Origin of the sequence: Roseibium sp., assembly GCF_965233565.1 — a bacterium.
Taxonomy (GTDB): domain Bacteria; phylum Pseudomonadota; class Alphaproteobacteria; order Rhizobiales; family Stappiaceae; genus Roseibium.
The window spans coordinates 4582839-4608930 of the sequence record NZ_OZ247494.1 but is presented as its reverse complement, the minus strand read 5'-3'; the positions used below and the strand labels follow the sequence as shown (position 1 = coordinate 4608930).

Sequence of the window (26092 nt, the reverse complement as noted above, 5' to 3'; positions counted from 1 at the left end):
CCCGGTCGGTAGTATCCCGAGTGCGACGGTGCGTCGCTTGCATCTGTGCGGGACATCCTGTTCTGTTGGGGCGGGTTTCAACACACCCAGCATGAGGGAGAGACACATGCAGCGACTGCTGATGATCGCCGGAACCGCGCTTCTGGCCCTGACTGCCCAGGCCCACGCCGAGGGCGACCCGGAAAAGGGTGCCAAAGTCTTCAAGAAATGCGCCGCCTGCCACGCAGTCGGTGAAAAGGCCAAGAACAAGGTCGGCCCGACCCTGAACGGTGTCGTCGACGCGCCTTGGGGCCAGGTGGAAGGCTACAAGTACTCCAAGGCTCTTATCGAGATGAGCGACGGCAAGGTGTGGGACGAGGAAACGCTCACCGCGTACCTGACCAAGCCGAAAGACGTAATCCCGAAAGGCAAGATGGCCTTTGCCGGCCTGCGCAAGGAAGCCGATCTGCAAAACGTGATCGCCTATCTGGCACAGTACAACGCGGACGGCACCACGAAGTAACGTGCTTCAAGGTGAAACAACAAAGGCCGGGTCAGCCCGGCCTTTTTCATTTGAGAGATCCGTTTTGCTCCGTCAGTGCTCACCATGATGCTGACGGATGCGCCGAACAGTCCACCAGATCAACAGCACAACGACCGGAACCGCGAGACCTGTGGTCACGCTGGCATCGGGAACGGGCAGACCCGCGCTCTTGGCGGCCTTGGCCAGATAGGAAATCAGTCCGACCACGTAATAGCTGACCGCTGCGACCGACAGGCCTTCAACGGTCTGCTGCAAGCGCAGCTGCAGGCGGGCCCGCCTGTTCATCGACTTGAGCAGGTTCCGGTTCTGGTCTTCAAGCTCCACATCCACCCGTGTGCGCAAGAGGGTGGTTGCCCTCGCAAGTTTGCGTGAGAGCATGGCCTGCCGGTCCTCGATCGCCTGACAGGTACGCATCGCCGGAGCCAACCGGCGCGCCAGAAAAGACGCCATGGAAAGTTCCCCGGGCGCAGCTTCTTCCCTGAGCGCCTCCAGACGCGCCCGCACGATCTGGTCATAGGCGCGGCTTGCTCCAAACCGGAATGTGCTGGCTGTCGCCCCCGCTTCCAGCGCCGCCGCCAGCGCGCTGAGCTTGTCCAGAAGCTCCTGGTTTGCGCCAAGCGCGGACGCATCCTTCATCTGGCCGGTGAGATCGGCCAGCTCGAGTTCGAACCGCCTGATATCCGGCTGCAGGCTGGTCGCCTCAAACAGTCCGAGCATGGCCAGCGTGCGATAGGTCTCGACTTCCAGCAGGCGCTGAACGACAGAGCCGGACTGAACATCGCTCATTGTCCTGTTGCAAACGAGGATGCGCGTCAGACCGTCGCCATCCTGGCGGAAATCTGTCGCAACAAGGGCCGCGCCGTCTTCCAGTGTCGATACGGTCATGCTGCCGTCATCGAACTGGCTGCGCCATTCGATCGTGTCGTCCCCACCCCGCAGTTCGACGCGCACCGCCACCAGCAGATCGCCCGGTGCCCGGAACGCCGCGCCGAAGGGATGGTTGATCGGCACACTGCCGAAAATGGTCTTTTCATGCGCGGCACCATCCCAGGTATAGGTGGTGAACTCGGCATGCTGTTCCCAGCTCAGCGTACCGCCGCCGAAGGTCAACGTATGATGACGTGCGCCCGGCGTCGGTCCATGCCCACCCCGCGAAACACAGAATTCGGACAGCCATGCCTGATCGCGTGCCGCCTCTTCGGCATCGGTCAGAAAGGCGTAGTGGAGGATCGTACGCGGGCAAGTGAGCGCCCGAAAGGGACGCGCATGGACCTCGCCCAGAACCTTTTCCCGCAAGGGCGACGTCCGGAATTTGGGAAAGGACGACCCGTTTTCTGACCTCTGATCCAAGCTGCCGACCTCGACTAAAGTAGTGTGCCTCACACACCTTCCTTTAAGGCATCGGGAAAACCAACAGTCAATTTGTCACATGTCCGCTTTGTGCTGCGCAGCGTCGTATCCGCAACACTAATTGGACAAAAAAATTGACCAATTAAGGTTTTGCAGCTATTTTGCCATCAACAAGGAGATTGCCAGCCCCATGTTTCGGCCCGTCAACCATCAGAAAACGGCTCTTGCCGCAGTGGAACAGATCGAGGATCTGATCCTGAAAGGCGTGCTGCGCTCGGGCGACCGCCTGCCGGCGGAACGCGACCTGGCAGAACAACTGGCCGTATCCCGACCGGTGCTGCGCGATGCCCTGAAACTCCTGGAGGAACGGGAACTCATCGAGGCACGGCGCGGTGGCGGCACCTTCGTTGCCGACCTGATCGGCCCGATCTTCTCCGAAGCCATCATCCAGCTGATCTCCAGACATCCCTCGGCAAAGTCCGATTATTTCGAGTTCCGGCGGGGTATTGAAGGTCAGGCCGCCGCTCTGGCCGCCGACCGGGCAGCCCCTTCCGACGTGAAGCGCCTCGACGACATCATTTCTCAGATGAACGCTGCGCACGAGGCCGGTGACAGGAAGGCGGAAAGCCTTCTTGATGTGGCCTTTCACCATGCGGTCGGTGAGGCCGCCCACAATGTGGTGATGCTGCACACGCTGCGCTCCTGCTACCGGCTCCTGGAAAACGGCGTCTTCTATGACCGCGGCCGGCTGTACCATCAACCGACGGCGCGGGTCGACCTGCTCGCCCAGCATGCAGCGATCGCCGACGCCATCCGGTCCGGCAACGCGGAGGCCGCGCGCCGCGCCTCCGAAGATCACATCGACTATGTCCAGAAAGCGCTGGCGACTGCGGAAGATCTCGACCAGCGCGAATATCTTGCCGGCCTCAGAAAGCCCAAAACCGATTGACCGTAAACGCGGTCCCCAGCATCAGGAGAACCTCACATGCCGATTGTCACAGATGTCGCCGACATGCAGGCGCTGGCCCGCCGCCGGGTGCCGAAGATGTTCTATCAATATGCCGACACCGGCTCCTGGACCCAGAGCACCTATTGGGACAATGAGGCTGCCTTGCAGCGGCAGAAATTGCGCCAGCGGGTTGCCCGCAACATCGACAACCGTTCGGTCAAGACAACCATGATCGGCCAGGACGTTGCCATGCCGGTTGCCCTGGCACCTGTTGGCCTGACGGGCATGCAGCGCGCCGATGGTGAGATCCTGGCCGCCCAGGCCGCCGAAGAATTCGGAGTTCCCTTCACCCTGTCGACCATGAGCGTCTGTTCCATCGAGGATGTGGCCGAGAACACCAAAAACCCGTTCTGGTTCCAGCTCTATGTCATGCGTGATCGGGGTTTTTCCGAAAGCCTGATGCAGCGTGCCCACAAGGCCGGTTGCTCGGCCCTGGTGCTGACGCTCGATCTGCAGGTGCTCGGACAGCGGCACCAGGACATCAAGAACGGCCTGTCGACGCCGCCCAAACCGAAGCCGCATGTTCTGCTCGACCTCGCCTTCAAACCGCGCTGGTGCTGGCACATGCTACAGACCAGGCGTCGGGAATTCGGCAACATCCAGGGCCATGTCTCGGGTGTCGAGGACATGTCATCGCTCGCGGAGTGGACGGCCAGCCAGTTCGATCCGACCCTCGACTGGTCCTCTGTCGAGTGGGTCAAGAAACACTGGGACCGCAAACTGATCCTGAAAGGCATCAACGATGTCGAGGATGCCAAGATCGCGGCCAGTCTCGGTGCGGATGCCATTGTGGTGTCCAACCATGGCGGCCGGCAGCTGGACGGTGCCCTGGCGTCCTATGACGTTCTGCGGGAGATTGTCGACGCTGTGGGCGACAAGGTCGAAGTGCATTTCGACGGTGGCATTCGCTCCGGTCAGGACGTTTTCAAGGCCGTCGCCATGGGGGCCCACAGCACCTATATCGGCCGCGCCTTCATCTATGGGCTCGGCGCCATGGGCAAGGCCGGTGTCAGCAAGGTGCTGGAGATCATGCACAAGGAACTGGACGTCACCATGGGCCTGTGTGGAGAAACCGATATCACCAAGGCCGGACGTCACAACCTGGTGCTTTAGAGAAGTCCGAGCCGGTGCTGATGCCGGTTCTATATTTCAGCCGCTCTTGCCTGGCCGATCCAACCGGCCCGGCGAGATCCCGAAGCGTTTCCGGAAGAGAGAGGTCATGTGGCTTTGAGAGGAAAAGCCACAGGCCACCGCTATATCGGCCAAATCAGCTTCCGTTTCGCTGATCAGCCGGCGGGCGCGCTGGAGACGGCGGCTGACGATGTAGTCATAAGGCGACTGGCCACAGAAAGCCGAAAAGGCCCGGCTCAGAAAGCTTGGCGATACGCCAACACACCTTGCCAGCCCGTCAACCGTCAGCTCTGTGTCCAGATCTGCTTCGACGAGGTCGGTGATCCGCCGGAAGCGCATCGGTGTCATCCAGCGAGCGGCCTTCGGATCGGATTGCGGCCGCGATACCGCGGTGGTCAGCCGTGCCAGCCCGGCTTCCGCCAGCAGCGGATCCGGGGTCTTGCCCGTCAAAAACCACCGGCGCATCTCTGTCGCGACCGGCAAGGCAGCGGCAATCATGAGATTGGTTCGATAGGCCTCTCCCTCAAAGCTGATGCCGTCTCCGCTGAGCTGCAGATATTCACCGCCTGTGGCCGACCGGGACCTCACCTCGCAGCCCCTTGGTGTCAGCGCGACCGAATTGGGGCGGCGACGGAAGGGTTCGCTGCGGTCTGACGCGATGGCGTGACTGCCTGTCTGGCCATCAAAGGCAAAGCCGATCGTGTCCCGCGTGGCCACGAACGCGACGTCATAGGCCGAGGCCGACAACAGGACGAGCCTGTGCCCCGCAATGTCGATGCGGTCGGGTTGCGGTGGCATGGCTGATTGGAAAAACAGACGGCTCATGGCCGCCTAACCTGACCGAGCGGCCACCGGCATGCAAGCGAAATGCGGTTCAGGATCCTGAAAGACAAATGCACTCCGGCTTCGGCTATTCTCCGGCAATCGCCCCGACTGACAAACCACGGACGCCAGCAGACCCCGACATGACCCCGCTTTTTTCCCGTTCCGAGCTCGACGCCGCCTTTCCGATTGTCCGCCAGCTGGTGCCGGAAACGCCGGCCTATCTCTGGCCCCTGCTTGAAAAACGCTTCGGTTTCAAGATTGCCGTCAAGCATGAAAACCACACGCCCATCGGAGCGTTCAAGGCTCGCAGTTCGATCGTCTATATCCAGAAGCACATCGAGGCCCACGGCCGCCCGTCCGGTGTCGTTACCGCAACGCGCGGCAATCACGGTCAGTCAATGGCTCTGGCGGCCCGCACACTTGGGCTGCCGGCAACGATCGTCGTGCCTGAAGGCAATGCGGACGGCAAGAACCGGGCAATGCAGGCATTCGGCGCAACGCTCGTGATCGAAGGCCGGGATTTTGACATCTCCCGGCGCGCAGCGGAACGGATCGCGGAAGACAGCGGATTTCTCATGGTGCCGAGTTTTCACAAGAACATCGTCCTTGGCGTTGCCACCTATGCCCTGGAGTTTTTCACCGCCCAACCCGATCTCGATGTGGTCTATGTGCCGGTCGGCATGGGGTCGGGTGCCTGCGGTCTGATCACCGTGCGCGACCTCCTTGGCCTGAAGACCGAGATTGTCCCGGTGGTGACAGAAAACGCACCCGCCTACGGGCTCTCGTTTGAAACCGGCGCCATCGTCACCACCGAGACGGCCCGGACCTTCGCCGACGGCATGGCCTGCCGCGAACCGGTTCAGGCCGCCCTGGATATTCTGAAGGCCGGTGCAGAGCGCATCGTCTGCGTCACGGATGACGAGATTGCAGAGGCCGTCCGGGTCCTGTTTGCGGACACGCACAATCTTGCCGAAGGCGCGGGTGCTGCGGCTCTGGCCGCCTTGGCACGGGATGCTCAACGGCTGAAGGGCAAAAAGGCCGGCATAATTCTATCCGGCGGGAATCTGGACGAGACCATGATGCAGACCGTCCTGAGTGGTGGCACACCGATGGTTTGAGGCTCTCGCACAGTTTTCGTGAGAGCCGGAAAGTCCCGTCCAAACGTCTGCTTCAAAGCAAGTCCAGCCAAGCGCGCGCAATTGCGGCGCCCGTTTCATCAGCGCTTGCCGAGTGGCGTGCAGCTTCTGTGTCAAAGCGAACCGGCCAGTCCGGTGTATGTGCTTCAATCTCGCCGGCGAACTGCTGCGACCAGTTACGCACTTCCTGAAGACCCGTTTCGAAATGGAACTGAAGCGCATAAGTCGCCCGGCCCAGGCGAAAGGCCTGAATGGGTGTCATGGCGCTGGTTGCCAGGTGAACCGCGCCCTCCGGCAAGGTCATCGTGTCGGTGTGCCAATGAAACTGCGGTCTGCCGGTCTGGAGTTTCTGCAGCACAGGATCCAGTCGGCCCTCTTTCGTCGGCAACACTTCTCGCCAGCCGAATTCAACCGGCAGGCCGAGCAGATTTTTTGCCCCGAAAGCCCGCGCCACGAGCTGGCTTCCAAGGCAGATGCCCAGAACCGGCTTGTCCACTTCGTGAAACTTCAGGACAAGGTCGCAGACCTTTTGAAGGAACGGGTAGGCCTCATCGGCAAGTGCGTCCTGCGCGCCGCCCAGGACTACCAGGCCGGCATACGGATCAATCGTGGTCGGCAGGTCCTCACCGGCATAGGCTTCAACGCTGCGCCAGGTGTGTCCCTCTTCAAGAGCCACCCGCCCGAGTGTTCCCAGCTCTGTGTGTGGGTAGTTCTCAATGACAAGAAAATGCATACCGCCCCCGCAGAATGTCACCGCCCCTGAAATCACCTGAAAACCCTAATGCATCTGCTTGTTTGATGGAAACATCAAAAACAATCATTTGCGCTGAAGTATCCAGCGCCGCACATTAGCGGTCACTTCCGATAAAACTGGTTCAGTCATGAGTGTAGCCTCGCCCGCCCTGCGCCCCGGTTCAACCGGTTTCAGCGCCACCGATTACGGTCTTTATGCCGTTACCGTTCTGGCATGGGGCGTGAGCTGGATCGCCATGAAGGGACAGGTGGCAAGCGTCGCCCCGGAAGTTTCGGTGTTCTGGCGCTTCGTGCTGGCTGCTGCCATCATGATGGCCTGGGCCTGGTCCCGTGGGCACCAGCTGCGGTTTCCATTTCGGGATCATCTTCGGTTCGCAGGTCTCGGCGCGCTGATCTTCTCGACCAATTTCACGCTGTTCTATTACGGCGCCGCCAGTCTGCCTTCCGGCCTGCTTGCCGTTATTTTCTCCACTGCGTCCATCTTCAACCTGTTCCTGGGCCTGATCCTGTTCGGGCAACGACCGAACATGATGGCACTGGCAGCGGGACTTCTCGGTTTTGCCGGTATCGCGTTGATGTTCTGGCCGAAACTGGCCGGTGCGGAATTCAACACCGAGGCTGCAATCGGACTGGCCTTCTGTATTGGCGGCACCCTGTCCTTCTGCTTCGGCAACATGCTGTCGGCCGACACCCAGCGGCGAGGCATCGGCGTGACGCCTGCGACCGCCTGGGGCATGGTCTACGGCATGGTTTTTCTGGGCCTTTTCTCGGCGCTGCGAGGCCAGAGCTTTGCCATCGAATGGTCTGTCTACTATCTCGGCAGCCTCGTCTATCTCGCGATTGTCGCCTCGGTGATCGCATTTGCCTCCTATCTGACACTGCTCGGCCGTATCGGCTCTGCACGCGCGGGCTATGCAACGGTGATGTTTCCCGTTGTTGCGCTGACGCTGTCGACGATTTTCGAAGGCTATCAGTGGACCCCGCTGGCAGCGGCAGGCCTCGTCTGTGTACTGGGCGGCAACCTGATGATGTTGCGCGCCCGCTGAGGCGATATTCTCAACTTATCCTGGAAAAGCCTGGCGGACGACGGCCGATCTATTCGGCCGCCATCTGGCCAGCGCCGTTGCCGACATTGCCGATCGCGGCAACCAGGTGATTGCACAGCTTGTCATGCATGGCTTCACGCGCCCCATCTGACCGCAGCAAGGCTATGTCGCAGAACGGAAGCGAGGGAAATCCATCCTTCTCGTCCAGTATGCGCATGCCGTCGCGAATGGCACTTTCAGGAAATACGGTGATGGCAAGACCTGCCTGCACCGCCCCCACCAGAGCGGCCGCACTTGAACTGGTGTAGGAGACACGATATTGCCGCCCGGCCCTGTCCAGAGCCTCCATGGAGAGCCTTCGCCAGCCGCAGCTGGCCGGACCGAGTGCGAGGCGAATGACATCTTGCGTATGAGCGGAATGCTGGCTTGACGTCACCCAGTAAAGGGGTTCACGCCGGATTATCTCGCCGCGCAGTTCCATCGTGTCACCGGAGGTCGTGATGGCGACATCCAGGGCACCTTCCCGGATCGCGGCGGTCAGCTTGGCGCTGGAACAGCAGTCGACCTGCACATCAATCGACGGGTTGAGGCGGTTGAACGCCGCCAGGACCTGAGGCAGCAACCGGTCGGTATAGTCATCCGGCACACCGAGCTTGACGTGTCCAACTTCCTTCTGGCCGTTAAAGGCCGAGAGCGTCTCATCGTTCAGCAGGATCATGCGCCGGGCAAACTCGACAAGACGCAAACCGTCTTCGGTCAAACGCGACTGACGACCATCCTTGATGAAAATCGGCTGCCCGACCCGTTCCTCGAGGCGCCGCATCTGCATGGAGACGGCCGATTGGGTCTTGTGCACGGCCTCCCCGGCTTTCGTGAAGCTGCCGAGCTCTGCGATCGCTAAAAACGTTCGCAACTGATCAATATCTAGTGCGTGATTCATCAGGGACCCTATAAATCAGCCACGGACCAGCGGGGAATTCGAGATTCGAATTGATTGAAGCAAGATATATCACAATCTCTAACACTTCAACGCATTTTTCCAATTGAGCAAAAATGGCATTCGATCATAACCACTTGATTTTGTGTCAACAATTCGCGCGGATGGTCATTCTGCTGCCTGAGGAACGGAAAGATTGTCGAGGGAAGACAAGATATGCTCCACGAGAGCATCCGTCACGCGGGAGGTGGTGTGCCAGGACCGCATGATGCCGATTTCACACTCCGGCAGCCTTGGAAACCCGTCGGCTTCCGTCAATACGCGCATGCCCGAGCGCAGCGCCGATTCCGGCAGGACAGATATGGCGAGGCCCGCGAGCACGGCCGCTCCAACAGCTGTCGAGTTCCAGCTGGAATAGAGCAGTCTGTGTTCCCGCATCTGGTCGCCAAGGGCATTGATGGCAGCCTTGCGCCAGTCGCAGGTTGCCCGGCCGAGCGCAAGCGGCAGCGGTGATTCATTTTCCACTGCGTGCCGCGCGGACACCACCCAGAGCAAGGGCTCCCGGCGCACCACCTCGACATGCTTGCGGCCCTTTTTCTGAACGTGGGTGATGATCGCAACGTCCAGCTCCCCTTCCCCGATCATGTCCGCCAGGTTGGGCGTCGGGGCGCAGACGACGCTGACCTCAGCTTTTGGATTGGATCTTGAAAAGCGGGCCAGGATCTCCGGCAAGAACCTGTCCGCATAGTCGTCGGGCGTGCCGAGCCTGACAAGACCGGCCAGTTCGGTGTCGTCAAAGGCTGCCAGGGTCTCATCGTTCAGCTGCACAAGGCGGCGGGCATAATGCAAAAGGCGTTCGCCATGCTCGGTCAGCCGTGACTGTCGGCCAACCCTGACAAAAAGCGGTTTGCCGATCCGCTCCTCCAGCCGCCGCATCTGCATGGACACCGCCGACTGGGTCTTGTGCACGTTGTCTGCGGCACGAGTAAAACTGCCGCTTTCCGCGATGGCCACAAAGGTTCGGAGCTGATCCAGGTCGAGCATGAGCGCCTCATTTATAAGAGATGCTCATACTTAGCATGAAAACCATCTAGATCGAAAATGTTTCCGCACCTGGTCCGGCTGACAACATCAAAACGCCGGCCGCAGGTCAGGAAAGGGTCCCGGCGACCCAGAACTCATTCCGCCTGCGTTTGATCTCCGAGGCCAGATAGTCAACAAACAGGCGCACACGTGTCGTGTTGCGCAAGTCTCTGTGCAAGAGCAGCCACAGGTTTCGGTAAGGCAGCGGATGCTGAAAGGGAGCACGGATGAGTTCTGGGTGCCGGTCGCCGAGATTGCACGCAAGATAGGCCATGCCCAGACCGGAGGCCGCCAGGGAAATGAGCGGCACCAGCTCGGAGACCCTGTGTTTCAGGACAGCCTTGGGATAGCAACTTTGCTGGACCCATCTTGCGGTGGTGTCCTTCTCCGGTTCCTGCCAACCGATGAGATGAAGTCCTTCCCCGCCATTGTCGCGCACGCGTTTCGCATAGTCTTTGGAGCAGTAGGCGGCCTGCGACATCTGAACCAGCTTGCGGCCGACAACATCATCCGTCACTTCGTGCGCCACCCTCAGACTGACATCCGCCTCGCGCCTTGTCAGGTCCTCGACATTGTTTGTGAAGTTCATGTTGAGAGTGATTTCGGGGTAAATCTCCGCAAAGCGGGTCAGGTCATCCATGATCGATGTCAGGGCAAGACCATGTGGCATGGTGATGTAGATGGGGCCTGACGGGTGAGCGTCCCGCCCCACAATCACACGAGAGGCGGCGGCCATCTCTTCTTCGACGCGTTCGGCGATCGGCAAAAGATCCTCACCGAGCTGCGTCAGCACCAAACCGGTGTTGGATCTGTCAAACAAACGGCTTCCAACCTGTGCTTCCATGACCGACAGGCGGCGCGCGAGCGTGGTGTGGTTGGCCTGAATACTGTCGGCGCCGCCTCTGATCGTGCCTTTTCGGGCAACCGCCAGAAAGAACTTCAGGTCGTCCCAATTGAGGGTCTGGGCTTCTCGAAGAGACATATGTCACACTGGTTCATTTTTGAAACGCTGCGTCCAGTTTCGCCCATCTATATACCATTTTTCAACCACCCTATTTTGCGTCCATTCGCTTTTCAAGCAAAGGAACGCAACAATGAAATCCATCCAAACGGTTTTGATTACCGGGGCAAATGCGGGCTTGGGCCGGGAAACCGCACGCCAACTCGCTCAACAGGACTCGATCGAGAAAATTTACCTTGGCTGCCGCAACGCCGAAAAAGCCAAGGCTGCCAAAGCGGCACTGGAAACAGAAAGCAAGCGGGCCATCTTTGAGATCGTGCTTATGGATGTCTCAGACCCGAACTCCGTGCGCGGCGCGGTCTCCGGACTGGACGCACCCATCGATGCAGTCATCCTGAATGCCGGCGGCACGGGCGGCCGTCAGCCAAATGCCCTGACGGCCAACGGCGTTACCAACATCTTTGCGTCCAACGTCCTTGGACACGCGGTCCTGGTTGATGAACTCTTGAACCGTCAGCTCGTGACCTCGACCGTTCTTTATGCGGGCTCGGAAGCTGCACGCGGGATTCCAAAAATGGGCATGGCGCGGCCGGAACTGCGGACAAATTCGGTTGAAGAGTTCACCTCTATCGCCAATGGCAGCCGGTTCGGACCGGACGGCGACCCTCTGGAGGCGTATGCCAGTGTCAAACTGACAGCCACATTGTGGATGGCGGCAATGGCGCGCAAACACCCGCATATCCGCTTCATTACGATGAGCCCGGGTGGCACCACCGGCACGAACGGCATGGACGATCTGCCGTTCATGAAACGGATCTTTTTCAAACATGTCGGTGGCGTCCTGATGCCCCTTTTCGGGATGATGCACGGGGTGGAGACGGGCGCAAAGCGGTATGTGGACGGTCTTTTGAACCCAAAATTCAAGTCCGGCCGGTTCTACGCCAGTGCGGGTAGTTCGCCGACTGGTCCGGTCAGCGACCAATCCGGTTTCTTCTCCGTCTTCGACGATGTCACCTATCAGGACAGTGCCAGCCTGGCAGTCCAGCAATTCGCCTGACGCTTTCACTCCAAAATGGAACTTCACATGGAAACCGCACTGGAAATTCTTGTCGGCCTCGCAGCACTCATGCTTCTTGGCCTTGGCACGCTATCAATGTTCGCGCCTCTTAAAATGGTTGGCAACTTCGCCTTGCAGCCTGAAGGGATCCCCGGGCTGAGCACGATCCGCTCCGTGATGGGTGGCCTGTTCCTGGCAAGCGTCGCAATGCTCGCACTGGGTCTCGTCGGAGGCAAGACCGAGGCCTTCCTGCCCGTCGCCATGCTCATGGGCATGGTCGCAATCGGGCGACTTGTCGGCATTGTGGCAGATGGTTTCGACAAGGCTGTCCTGCCCCCACTGATCGTCGAACTCGTGATCATCGCCATTTTGCTTGGAGCCTACCATCAGCTCGGCAACTGACAACTCAGCATGATCGTTCTCAGGGAAGACCGTCGGCTCTGAATGAAGCCGGCGGTCTCCTGCCGTTCAGACATGGCAGTTCGTGATCCGGAAGCGGAAATTCCTGACATCACAGGAAGTGATTATTTCAATCACAAACATTCGTTGGATTAATGCAAACGGATGATCCATCTTGAGGATGTTCCCAACAAGGATAGCCAGCACTGGCTCGGAACAGGCTGCCGGAAATTCCTCCGGCCGCTCACAGGAGATTTATGCCATGACACATACTGCAAGCACCCCATTCTTCGCTCTCCTCGGGCAGACGGTTGCCCGTGCATGGCGTGTATTTATCAACCGGCGTCAGTTCGCAGAACTGAAGGACTGGTCCGATGAACAGCTGAAAGATGTCGGCCTGACGCGGAGCGACGTTCGACGGGCGCTGGCCCAGCCGTTCTATACCGACCCGACATCTCTGGTGAGCGCTGCCAAAGTGCAATCCAGCTGGCTTGACGTGCGACCGGCAAATACGCCGCTGGACCGCACCAGCCTGGCCATCATCGGAACCCGGCGTCCTGATCAGGACCAGCTGGCCGCCTGACCCCCGCGACCATCTTCTGGTCCGGCCTCCAAATTAGCAGCCCCTGTCGGCATGCCTTGCTGACGAAACTGACCCGCCACCTCCGGCGGGTCTTTTTTTATCAGGAAGGCCTTGCCGCCCTTACGTTTTCTTCACCAGTAACGCCGATGTTGAAGCTCTGAGATTTGCAACTTTTCCTTTAGGTCATTGTCATGAACGATCAGGTAGACACAGAGGCCCTGCTGACGGAATTCCGCCAGGAGACCGACGCCGAGCTGCGCCTGGAAATCGTCAACGCCATAATTGCGTCGCCGGACAAGACAGCGCGCCGGCAAGCGCTCGAAACGCTATTGCTCGAACCCTTGCCGGCAAAAGAATTCAGAGGGACGTACGGCCCTGACGGGCGCCCCCACGCGGGCATCTGGGTGCTAAACACTCCCTGGCATGCCCCCATCTGGCTCGCACTCGAAGGCGGTGTCTGGCGGGATTCCGACGCAAGAGACTTCTTCGGTCGCGCGATGAAGCAGAACCTGGACGAGGAGAGCCTGAGCCATTTCCTCGAAGAGTTCGGCTACCGCTTCGCGGGTCGGAAAAGACGGGGATACGCCGAGCTGCTGTTCAACGTTGCCTGTGACAAGTCGTATTCAGAAAACATTCGCGGCCGCGCTGCCCATCCGTTTCTGAGCGATTGCCGGAACAGCTCCGAATTCCGCCTTTACCGTGCAAAACTTGCGCTTGAGGCGTCTCAGCAAATCCGGAAGAAGGTCCTCGCAGCGACCCTGGGAGATCTCGCTGACGAATCTGATCGCCAGCAGCGCCTCTACCCACATGACGTCGACAAGATTGTCCCCGAAGTCGCTCAGGTTTCGGTCGCATTGCAGCGCTATGCTCTGGAGTTCGGCTTCGATCTCGACTGGACCGAGGTCCGCAACGCGGCAAAACTGGGACTTCTGGACACCGGTGTGTTCCCGCCAGAAACCGAACGCATCATCATTGACCAGATTGCGGAAACGCCGCTCGGCCTGGAATATGTCGCCGCCCAGCGCCCCGATGACGGGGAGCTGACCAAACGCTTGATGACATTGCTGACATCACCGAAATCGGATCCGCGCATGCGCCTTGCAGCAACGCGACGCATCGCGTTGAGAGGAATTCGAAGCAAGGAGTTAATGGACCGGCTCCGGGACGAAACGCCACAAATCCGCCGAGCGGCCTTTCAATATCTCCTTTGGGAACAGGCTGACGATCAGGATGCACTTCGGGAACTTGTTGCAGCGCTGCGCGACGAAACCGATTCAGCCGTTGCCAAAGACAAGATCATGCTGGTCTTCAATCCTTGGCCGATTGACTGGGCAGAGTGCCGCTGTCGTGAATTTGAGCGTTTCCGGACATTTGGATACGCGAGACACGCTTCCAACCGGATCATGAGTTCTCCCGGGTTTATCGACGCGCTGGAAGTGGCGGTTTCGCGGCATGTCGACAAGGAAGATCCGCAGCGAAGAGGTCTCTCCCGCGAAGGCGCTCAGGAACTCGTCGCCGCGTTGGAGAAGCTACGCGCCAACACCAAGAAGCGGCTCTGCTTCTACGAGGAAAAGGTCGTCGCGGACAAATTCGCCCACTATCTTTATTCCGTCGATCCGGCGCCAATCAAAATCTCTCTCGACGACCTCCTGAAATACAGTTTCGACCCTTCGGACCCTGCGTCAATCGCCTGGCACGTCTTCGGACAAAAGGATTATGTTCGAGGGGTCTCTGCTCCGCCACCAGGCGTGGTATTTGAAAAGAGGGTCCAGATCGAACGCGACGCAACCCCCGAGGAGGCAACTCGCTGGTTCGGTCTTCTGACCAGGATCGATACCACCTTGCGTCAGACGGCAGGCCTTCCGGCCCGCCTGGAAAACGCTTTAGACCTTGCGTTGATGCCGGTCGACGCTCTCTTTACCACCCTGACACGCCGGGACTTGAGATGGCCGCGCACGGACGTAGACCGTAACAAAGCTCTTGAATTCATCAGCGACTATCCGCAAAGAACGACACTCAGGCAGATGATCGAGCACTACCTGACGACGGTCTCAAGTGAACAGTTTCAATGGGCACCGGATTCAAAGGAACCCCTGTTTTCCGGCGCCCCGCTCTCAACCAGGGAAAGCGCCTGGGACGCCCTCGTGAAAGGGGTTGCGACGAAACCTGAACTCATCAAATTCGCCATGGCCCAGATGCGCAGACACGACGAACCTGAACCGGACGACAACAGGTTGGCCTGGCCCTGTTCCACCGGCTATGCAGAGAGTGCGAACAGATTTGCAGTCGAGGCTGGCTTTGCGCTGGCAGCCGCTTTCAAGGGAGACGAGACGATCGCGGGCGTGTTGTCAGGCTTTCGCGATCCTCCGGCATTTCTGCCAGTCATTTGCGGCCTGATGCGCAGGCACTTTCCCAACTCCCCGAAACTGCCCGCGGTGATCGAAGCGCGTTTGAAACAAGGTCCTGAGGCTCGAGAGAAATCCGCCCTGGCCGCGAGCATGATTCCGTTGCTGGAATACCGGCCCGACTTCTTTGATGCCATCGCCCGGATCTGGATGGAGGACGGTGTTGTTTACGAGTTCGCACAAGTCGCCGATCTCTGCGCACGGGCCGGCAACGACCCCCGCGTCCTGCCGCTTCTTCAAGGCCTCATTGACAGGCTGCCCGCGGGCTCTGACGGAACGCGGGACAGCGAGGATCTTCTTTCGCTCTATCTGAAGAAAGGCGGTTATGGCACTGAGCATGCAAAAGACGTGTGTGAGCACCTGATCCGGACGTCGAAGCTCAAGATTACAGCAATGTGCTGGTTGGCATCCATGGCGCCCACTGCAGCATCGACGCTGACCCTGATTGGAGAACAGTTAGAGCTTGGCCTTCACGCTTACGTGCGAAACAGTGCCTTTATTCTTTTGATGCTTATCAATGGTCAGGACCGGGAGACTGCGCAGCGGCTTTTTGAGCAGGCCCTGGTGGAAATCGACCCGCGAGCGCAAAAGAACATGAAAACGATGATTTCCGGAAACCTCAATTCCATCGATCATTGGCTGCTGCCCGGCCCGCCCCGTGAATACCTGGAGCGCCTTTACGGCGACCTCGACAAACGGCTGGAACGTCAGGCAGCCAACACGCGCAAATTGCTCGGTGACCCCACCGCGTAAACTCTCTTCCTTCGGGCCAGTCAGTCAGGCCGAAAGTCCTTGGCGGCCTTGTCAAAGAAACTGTCGAAGGCCTTGAACTGGCTCGACTGGAAATCTCGACCGGCGGACATCCAGTTGGACACCATCTCCTCGAATTCCGAGGTCTCAGGGGCTGGTTCTTCTTCGGGCTCAGGCGGCAGTTCTTCTTCTTCCGGCTCCGGTTCTGCCGGGTGTTCGACGATGCTCGCCGGCTGCAGGAATGCCCCCCAGAACGCCTGCATGGCATTGGCATAGCCCTGAAGATAATCGACCGGCGTCGGCTGGGGCTTGGGTCTGCCCCTTGCAAATCCGCGCAGGTAGGCGTCCAGCAGGTTGCGCGCCTCGCCATGAACGAAGGGGCGTGCGATCTGACCCATCGCAAGCGTAGCTGCCACAGGCATCATTTCCTGAATGGCGTCGCGTTGCAGTCCTGTCAGTCCCGAGATCTGGCCGGCCAGGGCCTGCTGCACGGCTTCCGGTCCGAAAAAGGGTGTCAGCGCGGCTTCGGAAGGGCTCTGAAACAGGCTCGAAAACCCCTGAAACGGCACATCGGCACCGCCGGACAAGGGGGTCGACCGGCCGAGAAACTCGGAAAACCCGGGCACGGTGCTGCCGAAATAGCGGAAGCCATTGAGCGCCGCCGGCATCAACTGTTCCATCACCTTGTTGAGGTCGTCATTCGACCAGCCGAAGCGGTCACGGACATCTTCCGACAAGGAAAAGATATCGAAGGGAGGAGCCGACGTTTCGCTGCCAGTCATTGCGCTGTTCCGGTCACGGTGTTGCAAGGCCTTGAGACAAAAGACCGTTCACGAACAGAGTGCCTCCTTGCGCGAGGAAGGTCAATTCGCCTTTCCAGCCGGATCCGGAACTCCCGGAGCTATCTCAGGTTTCGACTCATATTGACAACTCTTATGTCATTATGACAAACTAGTTGTCATTCATATTTTCGTTGCCGCTTCCCGGCGAGGACACTTGCCTTGTTCGGACAGATTCCAACCGTGGCAACTTGCGACATTGAAGGAAAACACATGAACTGGATTGCCACGAGCCTTGCCGGAGTGACAGGCCTTGTCTTGCTGGCCCTCGTGCTGGTGGTCACGGTAACCCTGTGGCCGCGGGAGAACCCGTTTCGCGCACAAGGACTTACCGCCAAGGAGCAGCGTGCCATCGAGCTCAAGAACGGCGTGGTTTTTGACCAGACCTATCCGTTCCGCGACACACATTTCGTGACAGGGGACGGCGCCAGAATTGCGGCCAGACTGTTCGGCTCCGATACGGCGGCAAACGTCATCGTTCTCGTCCACGGCATTGGCGCGGCCGGAGACCGCTGGAACAATCCTGCCGGATTGCTCGCCACCACGGCCAAGATCCAGGTGGTTGCGGTGGATCTCAGAGGGCACAACAATTCCAGCGGTGCGCGGTATGACGTTGATCACTTCGGTCAGTATGAAGACGATCTTGCAGAGGTCATCACGTTCCTTCGCACGGCCAGGCCCGATGCAAGGATCTGGTTGGCAGGACATTCCATGGGCGGAGGCATCGCACTGCGCTATGCCCTGAAACAGGATCGGCCGCGCCTGTCGGGCTACCTGTTGTTCGCCCCTTATTTTGGCCCGGGCCCGACCGAACCGAAAACGCCGCTGCCAGACTCACCGCTTCATATCGACCGCCTTCGGATCACCGGACTAATTGCCTTCAACGCGATGGGGCTGGAGGCGTTCAATCACCTGCACGTGGCTCATCTCAACATGCCGCCCGAATATCCCAGCTACACCTTTCGCGCCATTGCGTCCGGGCTGCCCATGCCACCACAGACAGCAGAAGACGGTCTCGCGGCCATGGAAGGCAACGTGATCATCGTAGCAGGTGATGAGGACGCAGCCGTCAACACGGCCGGCTACGCTGAGGTGGCCGCACCGTTTTCACATGTAGAGGTCAGGATCGTGCCCGGCCATGGTCATGACAGCTTTCTGAACGATCGGAAAACACATGATCTTGTCGCAGCTTTCGTGAAAGTGTCGCCGAACGCGGGCGACCGCCCCCCCCATGAAGCACAGGCAACCCATGGACCGGAAAAAGAAGCCCTGGCCGGAAACTGATTGTCCGGCCAGAGACCCGGGGCACCGGACCTAGAGCGTTTCGCGGTTATATTGAAAGTATACTGTTTGTCGTCCAGCGAAACGAATGCGCGGAGGGCTGTGAAACCCATAGCGGGCTATGGGTGAGCGGCACGACAAAGCAGACGTCCGCCGGACGTGAACCCGAAGGGCCGGGCCGGTTTGGCCCAATGCCGTCGGTCTTTGTCTCGTCCGTGCAGCCAGCACGGCCTTCGACAAAGACCTCGACCTTGAACCAAACCGACCTCGGCAGAATGTTTCTATCTAACCGTGAAACGCTCTAATAGGCGTATTCGCGGAAGACCTGGCTGATGTCGCCGTTCCAGGAGCCGTTGTAACGCTGCAGAAGCACGTCGGCCGGGCTCATGCCGGAGGCCAGCCCCTCTTCGATCGGTGCCAGGTGCACACGTTCGTCGAGATCGCCATCGCTCAAACGGTTTCGGCGCTTGAGGCCTTCCTGGGAGAGGGCAAGGACATCCTTGGCAACGCTCAGAAGCGTGCCATCCCGGAACGGTGTCTGAAGCGCGTGTTTCGGCACTTCACGGCGCAGCGTCGCGCGCTCTTCCTCGGTCCAGTCCTTGATCAGCTCATAGGCCTGATCCATCACGCCCTTGTCATAAAGCAGGCCGACCCAAAGCGCCGGCAGGGCACAGATACGGCGCCACGGGCCGCCATCGGCCCCGCGCATCTCGATATATTTCTTCAGCCGCACATCCGGGAACAGGGTCGACAGATGGTTGTTCCAGTCGCCAAGTGACGGCGTCGCGTCCGGCACGCGGCCTTCAAGCGCGCCATTCATGAACTGGCGGAAGGTGGTGTCAGTGACGTCGTAATAGGTGGTGCCGCGCTTGACGAAATACATCGGCACGTCGAGCGCCCAGTCGACATAGCGTTCAAAGCCGAAACCGTCTTCAAAGGCAAAGGGCATATCGCCGGTGCGATCGGCATCCGTGTCGGTCCAGATCTGCGCCCGGAACGATTTGAAGCCGTTCGGCTTGCCTTCGGTGAACGGAGAATTGGCAAAAATGGCCGTGGCGACCGGCTGCAGGGCAAGGCCAATGCGCATCTTCTTGACCATGTCGGCTTCGGACGAGAAGTCCAGGTTCACCTGGATCGTCGAGGTCCTGTACATCATGTCCAGGCCGAGCGAGCCGACCTTGGGCATGTAATTGGTCATGATGTCGTAGCGCGACTTCGGCATGCGCGGCATGTCGGCGCGCGACCAGGTCGGCGTCATGCCGATGCCAAGGAAGCCGACACCGAGCGGCTCGGCCACCTGGCGCACATGAGCCAAATGCTGGTTGGCCTCGCGGCAGGTCTGGTGCAGGTTGTCGAGCGGCGCGCCGGACAGTTCGAACTGGCCACCCGGCTCGATCGATATGGCGCCGCCGCCGTGATCGTCGGCAAGACCGATGATCTTGCCGGCATCCTCGATCCGCTCCCAGCCGATCAGCTTTTCCATGCCGGTGAGCACGGCTTCAACGCCATTGTCGCCCTCATAGGGGATCGGTGAAAGTTCCTTCAGGCAGAAACCGAACTTCTCGTGCTCGGTACCGATGCGGAACTGCTCTTCCGGCTTGGAACCCGCCTCAAGCGTTGCGGCGAGGTCCGCAACCGTTTCAATCGGGGTGGAATCGACCGTATCGCGGGCCATGAATGCGTCCTAATGCTGCGCGGCCCGTCAGGTTGCCCCCTGCCTACCGCAGTGATCCGGCGCGTTCCGCAGAAGAACGCTACAAAGCTTCGGTGATTTAGGAGTCCTGAAACAAGAATGCAAGCGGCGAAACGACACCGTCTGGATCTCACGCGATCCTGAAGACGGATAACGGCTCCGTGCGTCCACGCAGATGCACCGTTCCCAGGCTGGTTGCACTTGTCCCCTCCGGCAGGTGAGTCATGGTCTCGCCGCTGACCAGGGCGATCACCTTGGCGCCCGGGTCGACGGACTTGCCGTGTTCCTGCAGGCGGGCGGCGACATTCACGGCATCACCGATCACCGTGTAGTTCATCCGGGCCGCAGAACCGATGTCGCCGACCACGACCTTGCCGGTGTGGACGCCAATGCGCACGCGCATGTGGCCGTCCGGCATGGCGGCTATCCTGTCGGCAAGTGCCTTTACCGCGGCAATGGCCTTGGCCGCGTGGTCGGGCTGGTCCGACGGCGCGCCCCAGAACGCCATTACGCCGTCACCCAGGAACTTGTCGATCGTGCCTTCCCGTTCGGCAATCGCCTGCGACACCGTCTCGAAATAACCGTTGAGATAGGCCGCCGTTTCCGCCGCACTCATGTGAGAGGCCATATCCGTGAAGCCAACTAGATCGGTGAAGACGATGGTCATCTCCTTGATCTCGATGTTGCGTGCGCTGGTCATGCCCTCTTCAATCAATCGGGAGACCAGCTGCCGGGGCACGTATTTGGCAAAGGCGTTGAGTGCACCGATCGAGCCGTTGAAGGCCTGATTGACGTCGTCCAGCTCCGCAAGCCGGGATCTGGGCAAGCGCTCCGCCGCCTCGAAGTCAAGATTGCGCATCTCCACCGCCGTATGTGCGAGCCGTCCCAGAGGCCGGCCGAGCATCCGCCCGACAAGAAAGGACAGGACCGCGCCGACCACCAGCGCGACCAGCGCCGCATAGAGAACGATCTGGGTCTGGTCGAGCGCGGCGCCGAATTCGTCCGCCTGGTAGAGCGTGCCGACAATCCAGCCTTTTGCGGGGCCGGCCTTGACGTCGGTATAGATGGCCGTGAACATCCTGTGTTCGGCCGGGAAAACCCGGCCGTCGATGGAGCCGCCCATCGAGTGAGCTCTCTCCTGATCTTTCCAGATCAGATGCAGCGGCGAAGCTGTCAGGCTGGAGAGCACCGGCAACGGGCTTTCCGGGGTTGCGGCGAAGTCACTCTCCGGCAGACCCGCAACCACGATCGCCTTGTCGCGGCCGTGAAGAAGGAACACCTGTTGCCGGCCTTCCCACTCCATGGCTTCGGCCAGGGCAGAAAAGACCGGCTGCGGATAATGTCCTCGCAGGACCTGACCATTGTTCAGATTCACTTCCGCTGACTTGACCGCAGTGGCAAATCCGGTCTGAACATGAAAACCGGACCAGACGACAGACGGTGGCAGATCATCAGATGTCACCGCCGAGCCAGCCTGTGTCAGCTCCAGCCGCGCCCCCTTGGGCAGCAGGTCCTGATAGGCCACCAGACGGCTTTCGTTCAGCTTTTCGCCCGTCTCAGTCACATGAACGGCGATCGAACGGTAGAGCTGTTCCTGCTCCTTGAAAAAGGCTTCGAGCACCGCAACGTTGCCCTTTAAGACGGCGCTCCCCTGTTCATCCAGCAAACGGCCCGCGATGCGGCGGTCCGCGGACGTCATATAGGTGATGATGATGCCGCAAATGACGACAAGCAGCAGAGAAAACACCAGCCCAAGCGCAATTCCGACGGGCAGCCGGAACCGGAAATGACCCGCGGCGTCCAGCTGCCTCTTTCCGGGATCCGGTGCCGCCGGTTCACGCCCCCCGCTCGCAGCCGTGTCCGGAGGCAGGATCTCCTGGGACATGGCGCTACCTCCAGTCGCCGACCGTCGCCTGAATGACCGCCAGCGCGGCGACCGCAGCCGTGTCCGCCCTCAGGATGCGCGGTCCGAGCGGAATTGGCGTGACAAACTCGAGCTCGCGCAGCCGGTTCCTCTCCTCTTCCGAAAAACCGCCTTCCGGTCCGATCAGAACCGCGAGCGGCTGAGGACCGGCTTCCTTCAACTGCGCCAGGGTCAACAGCGGATTGTTGGTGCCTTCAGCCTCATCGCAGAACAGAAGCTTCCGGCTGGGCTGTGCTTCGGTCCAGACGTCCAGCACATCGTTCAGGGGCTGCGGAGCGAGAACTTCCGGGACGGACAGGACACCGCACTGTTCGGCGGCCTCAATCACGTTGGCTTCCATGCGCTCCAGATTGATCCGGCTGGCCTGGGTGTGCTGGGTCATGACCGGCTTCAGGCTGCCGGCCCCCATCTCCACCGCCTTTTGCACCATGTAGTCCAGCCTGGCATGCTTGAGCGGGGCGAACAGGTACATCAGGTCGTTGCGGCTGGTCTGTTCGCGCGTGCGCTCCATCAGCTGCAGGGCACAGTCGCGCCGGCCATTGCTGGAAATCTTGGCGAGCCATTCACCGTCATTGCCGTTGAAAACCAGCACATAGTCGCCGTCTTTCAGGCGCAACACATTCAGGAGGTAGTTCGCCTGACCGCGGTCGGCTTCGATGCGCGCCCCATCTGCAAGGATATGTCTCAAGAACAGTCGCTGCATGTTGAACTCATATTTGGCCATGGCCTGAACGTACGCTCGATTGTGAGGGTTTCAAGGCGGACGTTTCCACACGTCCATCTTGCAAGCCTAGACGATTCTCGCCCTGCCGCCCCAGCTCTATTGTTTTTCCGTCGAGCATTGATCACGATGTCCCGATTGCACAATCATTCGGGAACGCCGTTTGCCCCCCTCCAACGTGAAATCCTGGTGCCTTGCCGGCGTCCTACCCCTGACAAAACAGCAGGTTCCACGCGAAGTCCTTGCCGGCCTGACCCTGGCGGCCATCGCGATCCCGGAGGTGATGGGCTACACCAAGATTTCCGGCACGCCTGTCGTCACCGGGCTTTATACGCTGCTGGTCCCCATGGCGCTGTTTGCGCTATTCGCCTCCTCGCGCCATCTGGTGGTCGGGGCCGATTCGGCAACGGCGGCCATTCTGGCCACCAGCCTGGCGGGGCTCGCGGCGACAGGGTCCACCAACTATGTTGCCCTTGCCGGATTGTTGGCCCTGATGGTCGGGCTTCTGCTTCTTGTTGCGAGCCTCGCCCGGATCGGTTTCATGGCAGACTTTCTGTCGCGAACCGTCCTGACCGGGTTTCTGACAGGCGTTGGCCTGCAGGTCGCTTTGCATTCGGTTGGCGGCATGACCGGGGTTCATCTGCCTCATGCCAGCGGGCTCGACAGCCTTGCCCATCTGAGCGAAGTGTCCGCCCGGTTCAATCCGGCCGATGTCTTCGTCTCCATCGGTGTCCTTGCCGTCATTCTCGGCCTCAGAACTGTCTCGAAATCGATCCCGGGCCCCATCATCGCGCTGACGCTTGCCATTCTCGCCAGCTGGTTCTGGAGCCTCAAGGACAAGGTTGCCGTTGTGGGGAGTGTGCCCGGCGGCTTGCCGGATATCGCTCTGCCCGAAGTTGACCTGTCGATGTCCCTGATCTGGCAGCTCGGCCCGACCGCCCTGGCGATGCTGGTGGTGATCCTGGCGCAAAGCGCCGCCACCGCGCGGGCCTACGCAGCGAAATACCGGGACCACCACGACGAAAGCGCCGACTTGCGCGGGCTCGGTCTTGCCAATCTGGGTGCCGGCCTGACCGGCACTTTCGTCGTCAACGGCAGTCCGACCAAGAGCCAGATGGTCGAAAGCGCCGGTGGGCGCACACAGCTCTCGATGCTCGTGACCTCTGCCGTCGTCCTGCTGGTCTTGCTGTTCTTCACCGAACTGCTCGCGGATCTTCCAGAAGCTGCGCTGTCCGCGCTGGTGTTTCTGATCGGTGTCGATCTGATCGATCTGAAAGGCATGATGCGGATCTACCGGACGCGCAGGGCTGAATTCTGGGTCTCATTGGCGACCATCTGCGTGGTGGTCGGCGCAGGTGTCGGGCCTGGGATCATGCTCGCCATTGTGCTGTCCCTGATCGTGCATACGCGGCACGGCTACCGGCCGCTTAATGTGCTTCTGGCACAGGAACCCTCAGGCCTCTGGCAGGCAAAACCGCTCAGGTCTGCGGCAGAAGCCGTTGATGGCCTCATGGTCTACCGCTTCACCCACTCCCTGTATTATGCCAATGCGGACCGGATGGCGGCCGAGATCAGGACCCTGATCGACGGCAAGGAAGGCGGCTTGCACCTTTTCTGTATCGATTTTTCCTGCATGGACGACATTGACTACACCGCGCTGGAAACGTTGAAGGCACTGCAAGGCGAACTCCAGGACAAGGGCATGGAGCTGCTCTTTGCGCATATGCTCGACGATCCGGATGCACCGGTAAGAGATCAGCTGATCAAAGCATTCGGCAAGACACAGGTGTTCGCGACACTTGCGGAGCTGACCGCTTATGCAGGCAAGGTCGACAAGCGGTAACTTGCCGGAGCAGCCACTCTTGACCCACCGGTTGCGACACGCCAGTTTTCGGAGATCAGAAGGAATCACCTGTGAGCGAATCCCAGTCCAACGTCTCGGAATTCTCCGTTTCCGAAATTTCCTTTTCCATCAAACGAACGATGGAAGATGCGTTCGGCTATGTGCGCGTGCGCGGGGAATTGGGGCGGATCTCGCGGCCAGGATCGGGACATATCTACCTGGACCTGAAGGATGACCGGGCGGTTCTGTCCGGGGTGATCTGGCGCGGTGTCGCGTCCAAATTGAAGATCCAGCCTGAACAGGGACTGGAAGTGATTGCCACCGGCAAAATCACCACGTTTCCGGGCCAGTCCAAATACCAGATGGTGATCGACGCGCTGGAACCTGCCGGTGCCGGCGCCCTGATGGCGCTGTTGGAAGAACGCAAGAAAAAGCTTGCCGCCGAGGGCCTGTTTGCCGAAGAGCGCAAGCGCCGTCTGCCGCCGATGCCGAAAGTGATCGGCGTGGTCACCTCGCCGACCGGGGCCGTCATCCGCGATATCCTGCACCGGATTTCCGACCGGTTCCCGATTCATGTACTGGTCTGGCCGGTGCGCGTGCAGGGCGAAACTTCCGGAGCCGAAGTCGCCAACGGCATACGCGGCTTCAATGCGCTCGCCGAAGGTGGTCCGATCCCGCGGCCGGACCTGCTGATCGTCGCGCGCGGCGGAGGCAGCATCGAGGATCTTTGGGGCTTCAACGAAGAGACGGTGGTGCGCGCGGCGGCCGCCAGCGAGATCCCGCTGATCTCGGCCGTCGGCCACGAGACCGACTGGACGCTGATCGATCTGGCTGCAGACCTGCGCGCTCCGACGCCAACGGGCGCCGCCGAGATCGCCGTACCGGTGAAGGCCGAGCTGATGGCGATGCTCGACGACCGCTCCCGCCGGCTCAATTCCGGCCTGGTGCGCTTTGTCACCGGCCGGCGGACGGAACTGCGGGCCGCCAGCGCCGCCCTGCCGGCGCCGCAGGACCTCCTGGCCCTGCCGCGCCAGAAATTCGATAATCTTGCAAATGGCCTGGAACGGGCCCTGATCGTCAGCACGCGCACGCATCGGACCCATTTCCAGAACCTTGCCGGCCGGTTGTCACCGCTTCTTCTGTCACGTCTGAGCGGCAAGGCCAGACAGGATCTCGATCAGATCAGCGACCGTCAGCAGCGCGCCCTCAAGGTCGCGGTAGGCCAGAAGAGGCAGGCTTTTGCAGCTCAGGCCGCGCGGCTGACACCTTCGCGGCTTGTGCAACAGACAACGCTCGGCACCGAACGGCTCACCGGTCTCGCCGACCGGCTCAACCGCGCGTATCTTGCCCGGATCAGTCAGGAAACCGCGCGACTGGACGGCCTGCAAAAACTGCTGAAATCGCTCTCCTACAAGGACGTCCTGGCACGCGGGTATGCAGTGGTTCGCGACGACAGCGGCCAGCCGGTCCGGTCCGCCGCCAAAGTTGCCTCGGGCTCCGCCCTGTCGATCGAACTGACGGACGGAACTGTCGATGCGGTTGCCATGAGCGACAGCGCAGGCCCCAAACCGGCCAAGGCGAAGACGAAAAAACAGCCATCCGGGAAAACGCCACCTGTGGATCAAGGCAGCCTGTTCTAGTGAAATTGACAATCGGGCTCCTGCCAGATCAGCGTCTGTTTCACCATTGATAAAAATACAGTTTCATACAGTTTTAACTAAGTCCTTTACGCCGATCTTAAGATGCCTCGCGTAACGTAACCCCGTTCTGCAATTGATTTTCGGACGGGGGCACCGATGCCGACGCAACGTAAGCAGTTTGGAAGACGTGGAGTTGACCAGCA

22 protein-coding genes are annotated in these 26092 nt (G+C 60.1%); 12 read left to right on the top strand and 10 right to left on the bottom strand.

Annotated features, from left to right (window positions below):
- The first annotated feature begins 106 nt into the window (after positions 1 to 106).
- Positions 107 to 502, top strand: coding sequence for a c-type cytochrome (locus ACO6TG_RS21020; protein ID WP_422374994.1), 396 nt, complete (start codon positions 107 to 109; stop codon positions 500 to 502).
- Positions 503 to 574: 72 nt separating this feature from the next.
- On the opposite strand, the gene ACO6TG_RS21015 is transcribed toward ACO6TG_RS21020, so the two are convergent.
- Positions 575 to 1873 (bottom strand): DUF3422 family protein, encoded by a 1299-nt coding sequence (locus ACO6TG_RS21015; RefSeq protein WP_422374993.1) that lies wholly within the window; start codon positions 1871 to 1873, stop codon positions 575 to 577.
- Positions 1874 to 2063: 190 nt separating this feature from the next.
- Here ACO6TG_RS21015 and ACO6TG_RS21010 point away from each other — a divergent pair, with 190 nt between their 5' ends.
- Together ACO6TG_RS21010 and ACO6TG_RS21005 are read left to right on the top strand one after the other, a co-directional pair.
- Positions 2064 to 2822 (top strand): FadR/GntR family transcriptional regulator, encoded by a 759-nt coding sequence (locus ACO6TG_RS21010; protein ID WP_422374992.1) that lies wholly within the window; start codon positions 2064 to 2066, stop codon positions 2820 to 2822.
- A gap of 36 nt (positions 2823 to 2858) precedes the next feature.
- Entirely contained in the window at positions 2859 to 3995 is a 1137-nt protein-coding gene (locus ACO6TG_RS21005; RefSeq protein WP_422374991.1) for an alpha-hydroxy acid oxidase, read from the top strand.
- 36 nt (positions 3996 to 4031) lie between these two features.
- Here ACO6TG_RS21005 and ACO6TG_RS21000 read toward each other — a convergent pair whose 3' ends face one another.
- Complete coding sequence (locus tag ACO6TG_RS21000) at positions 4032 to 4838, bottom strand: helix-turn-helix transcriptional regulator (RefSeq protein ID WP_422374990.1); 807 nt, start codon at positions 4836 to 4838, stop codon at positions 4032 to 4034.
- Between the two features lie 140 nt (positions 4839 to 4978).
- On the opposite strand from ACO6TG_RS21000, the gene ACO6TG_RS20995 reads away from it, so the two are divergent.
- Positions 4979 to 5956: a threonine dehydratase gene (locus tag ACO6TG_RS20995; RefSeq protein WP_422374989.1), complete on the top strand. Its 978-nt coding sequence runs from the start codon at positions 4979 to 4981 to the stop codon at positions 5954 to 5956.
- A gap of 52 nt (positions 5957 to 6008) precedes the next feature.
- On the opposite strand, the gene ACO6TG_RS20990 is transcribed toward ACO6TG_RS20995, so the two are convergent.
- Positions 6009 to 6707, bottom strand: a complete 699-nt coding sequence (locus tag ACO6TG_RS20990; protein WP_422374988.1) for a type 1 glutamine amidotransferase — start codon at positions 6705 to 6707, stop codon at positions 6009 to 6011.
- Positions 6708 to 6855: 148 nt separating this feature from the next.
- Between ACO6TG_RS20990 and ACO6TG_RS20985 the strand changes: the two genes are divergently transcribed.
- Complete coding sequence (locus ACO6TG_RS20985; RefSeq protein ID WP_422374987.1) at positions 6856 to 7773, top strand: DMT family transporter; 918 nt, start codon at positions 6856 to 6858, stop codon at positions 7771 to 7773.
- 49 nt (positions 7774 to 7822) lie between these two features.
- Here the strand turns inward: ACO6TG_RS20985 and ACO6TG_RS20980 are convergent, their stop codons facing one another.
- The 3 genes from ACO6TG_RS20980 to ACO6TG_RS20970 all read right to left on the bottom strand — a co-directional run bounded on the left by ACO6TG_RS20980 (position 7823) and on the right by ACO6TG_RS20970 (position 10775).
- On the bottom strand, positions 7823 to 8713 hold the full coding sequence (locus ACO6TG_RS20980) for a LysR substrate-binding domain-containing protein (RefSeq protein ID WP_422374986.1): 891 nt from the start codon (positions 8711 to 8713) through the stop codon (positions 7823 to 7825).
- 165 nt (positions 8714 to 8878) lie between these two features.
- Positions 8879 to 9754: a LysR substrate-binding domain-containing protein gene (locus ACO6TG_RS20975; protein WP_094074036.1), complete on the bottom strand. Its 876-nt coding sequence runs from the start codon at positions 9752 to 9754 to the stop codon at positions 8879 to 8881.
- Positions 9755 to 9860: 106 nt separating this feature from the next.
- Positions 9861 to 10775: a LysR family transcriptional regulator gene (locus ACO6TG_RS20970; protein ID WP_422374985.1), complete on the bottom strand. Its 915-nt coding sequence runs from the start codon at positions 10773 to 10775 to the stop codon at positions 9861 to 9863.
- A gap of 112 nt (positions 10776 to 10887) precedes the next feature.
- Between ACO6TG_RS20970 and ACO6TG_RS20965 the strand changes: the two genes are divergently transcribed.
- The 4 genes from ACO6TG_RS20965 to ACO6TG_RS20950 all read left to right on the top strand — a co-directional run bounded on the left by ACO6TG_RS20965 (position 10888) and on the right by ACO6TG_RS20950 (position 15951).
- Positions 10888 to 11811: an SDR family NAD(P)-dependent oxidoreductase gene (locus ACO6TG_RS20965; protein WP_422374984.1), complete on the top strand. Its 924-nt coding sequence runs from the start codon at positions 10888 to 10890 to the stop codon at positions 11809 to 11811.
- 27 nt (positions 11812 to 11838) lie between these two features.
- Positions 11839 to 12213: a DUF4345 family protein gene (locus tag ACO6TG_RS20960; RefSeq protein ID WP_422374983.1), complete on the top strand. Its 375-nt coding sequence runs from the start codon at positions 11839 to 11841 to the stop codon at positions 12211 to 12213.
- A gap of 259 nt (positions 12214 to 12472) precedes the next feature.
- A complete protein-coding gene (locus ACO6TG_RS20955) occupies positions 12473 to 12793 on the top strand; it encodes a DUF1127 domain-containing protein (RefSeq protein WP_157739101.1) in 321 nt (106 codons plus the stop codon).
- Between the two features lie 191 nt (positions 12794 to 12984).
- On the top strand, positions 12985 to 15951 hold the full coding sequence (locus ACO6TG_RS20950; RefSeq protein WP_422374982.1) for a HEAT repeat domain-containing protein: 2967 nt from the start codon (positions 12985 to 12987) through the stop codon (positions 15949 to 15951).
- Positions 15952 to 15971: 20 nt separating this feature from the next.
- Here ACO6TG_RS20950 and ACO6TG_RS20945 read toward each other — a convergent pair whose 3' ends face one another.
- Positions 15972 to 16730, bottom strand: coding sequence for a DUF937 domain-containing protein (locus ACO6TG_RS20945; RefSeq protein ID WP_422374981.1), 759 nt, complete (start codon positions 16728 to 16730; stop codon positions 15972 to 15974).
- 270 nt (positions 16731 to 17000) lie between these two features.
- On the opposite strand from ACO6TG_RS20945, the gene ACO6TG_RS20940 reads away from it, so the two are divergent.
- Positions 17001 to 18071, top strand: a complete 1071-nt coding sequence (locus ACO6TG_RS20940; protein ID WP_422374980.1) for an alpha/beta hydrolase — start codon at positions 17001 to 17003, stop codon at positions 18069 to 18071.
- 298 nt (positions 18072 to 18369) lie between these two features.
- Here the strand turns inward: ACO6TG_RS20940 and ACO6TG_RS20935 are convergent, their stop codons facing one another.
- The 3 genes from ACO6TG_RS20935 to ACO6TG_RS20925 form a co-directional block, all read right to left on the bottom strand.
- Complete coding sequence (locus tag ACO6TG_RS20935) at positions 18370 to 19743, bottom strand: glutamate--cysteine ligase (protein ID WP_094074031.1); 1374 nt, start codon at positions 19741 to 19743, stop codon at positions 18370 to 18372.
- Positions 19744 to 19891: 148 nt separating this feature from the next.
- Complete coding sequence (locus tag ACO6TG_RS20930) at positions 19892 to 21646, bottom strand: adenylate/guanylate cyclase domain-containing protein (RefSeq protein ID WP_422374979.1); 1755 nt, start codon at positions 21644 to 21646, stop codon at positions 19892 to 19894.
- Positions 21647 to 21650: 4 nt separating this feature from the next.
- A complete protein-coding gene (locus ACO6TG_RS20925; protein ID WP_422374978.1) occupies positions 21651 to 22409 on the bottom strand; it encodes a 16S rRNA (uracil(1498)-N(3))-methyltransferase in 759 nt (252 codons plus the stop codon).
- A gap of 160 nt (positions 22410 to 22569) precedes the next feature.
- On the opposite strand from ACO6TG_RS20925, the gene ACO6TG_RS20920 reads away from it, so the two are divergent.
- Together ACO6TG_RS20920 and xseA are read left to right on the top strand one after the other, a co-directional pair.
- Positions 22570 to 24249 carry a SulP family inorganic anion transporter gene (locus ACO6TG_RS20920; RefSeq protein WP_422374977.1) on the top strand — a complete coding sequence of 560 codons (1680 nt, stop codon included), beginning with the start codon at positions 22570 to 22572 and terminating at the stop codon, positions 24247 to 24249.
- A 71-nt stretch (positions 24250 to 24320) separates the two neighbouring features.
- The gene (xseA, locus tag ACO6TG_RS20915; protein WP_422374976.1) at positions 24321 to 25889 is read left to right on the top strand and encodes an exodeoxyribonuclease VII large subunit; all 1569 of its coding nucleotides are present in this window, start codon (positions 24321 to 24323) and stop codon (positions 25887 to 25889) included.
- Positions 25890 to 26092 lie beyond the last annotated feature (203 nt).

Bases quoted from the DNA above. Each gene is read 5' to 3' on its own strand.
- ACO6TG_RS20990 (WP_422374988.1), bottom strand. From the start codon at position 6,707: ATGCATTTTCTTGTCATTGAGAACTACCCACACACAGAGCTGGGAACA.
- ACO6TG_RS20970 (WP_422374985.1), bottom strand. From the start codon at position 10,775: ATGTCTCTTCGAGAAGCCCAGACCCTCAATTGGGACGACCTGAAGTTC.
- ACO6TG_RS20925 (WP_422374978.1), bottom strand. From the start codon at position 22,409: ATGGCCAAATATGAGTTCAACATGCAGCGACTGTTCTTGAGACATATC.
- ACO6TG_RS20935 (WP_094074031.1), bottom strand. From the start codon at position 19,743: ATGGCCCGCGATACGGTCGATTCCACCCCGATTGAAACGGTTGCGGAC.
- ACO6TG_RS20940 (WP_422374980.1), top strand. From the start codon at position 17,001: ATGAACTGGATTGCCACGAGCCTTGCCGGAGTGACAGGCCTTGTCTTG.
- ACO6TG_RS20985 (WP_422374987.1), top strand. From the start codon at position 6,856: ATGAGTGTAGCCTCGCCCGCCCTGCGCCCCGGTTCAACCGGTTTCAGC.
- ACO6TG_RS20980 (WP_422374986.1), bottom strand. From the start codon at position 8,713: ATGAATCACGCACTAGATATTGATCAGTTGCGAACGTTTTTAGCGATC.
- ACO6TG_RS21000 (WP_422374990.1), bottom strand. From the start codon at position 4,838: ATGAGCCGTCTGTTTTTCCAATCAGCCATGCCACCGCAACCCGACCGC.
- ACO6TG_RS21020 (WP_422374994.1), top strand. From the start codon at position 107: ATGCAGCGACTGCTGATGATCGCCGGAACCGCGCTTCTGGCCCTGACT.
- ACO6TG_RS21010 (WP_422374992.1), top strand. From the start codon at position 2,064: ATGTTTCGGCCCGTCAACCATCAGAAAACGGCTCTTGCCGCAGTGGAA.
- ACO6TG_RS20945 (WP_422374981.1), bottom strand. From the start codon at position 16,730: ATGACTGGCAGCGAAACGTCGGCTCCTCCCTTCGATATCTTTTCCTTG.
- ACO6TG_RS20950 (WP_422374982.1), top strand. From the start codon at position 12,985: ATGAACGATCAGGTAGACACAGAGGCCCTGCTGACGGAATTCCGCCAG.
- ACO6TG_RS21005 (WP_422374991.1), top strand. From the start codon at position 2,859: ATGCCGATTGTCACAGATGTCGCCGACATGCAGGCGCTGGCCCGCCGC.
- ACO6TG_RS20975 (WP_094074036.1), bottom strand. From the start codon at position 9,754: ATGCTCGACCTGGATCAGCTCCGAACCTTTGTGGCCATCGCGGAAAGC.
- ACO6TG_RS20930 (WP_422374979.1), bottom strand. From the start codon at position 21,646: ATGTCCCAGGAGATCCTGCCTCCGGACACGGCTGCGAGCGGGGGGCGT.
- ACO6TG_RS20960 (WP_422374983.1), top strand. From the start codon at position 11,839: ATGGAAACCGCACTGGAAATTCTTGTCGGCCTCGCAGCACTCATGCTT.
- ACO6TG_RS20955 (WP_157739101.1), top strand. From the start codon at position 12,473: ATGACACATACTGCAAGCACCCCATTCTTCGCTCTCCTCGGGCAGACG.
- ACO6TG_RS20965 (WP_422374984.1), top strand. From the start codon at position 10,888: ATGAAATCCATCCAAACGGTTTTGATTACCGGGGCAAATGCGGGCTTG.
- ACO6TG_RS20995 (WP_422374989.1), top strand. From the start codon at position 4,979: ATGACCCCGCTTTTTTCCCGTTCCGAGCTCGACGCCGCCTTTCCGATT.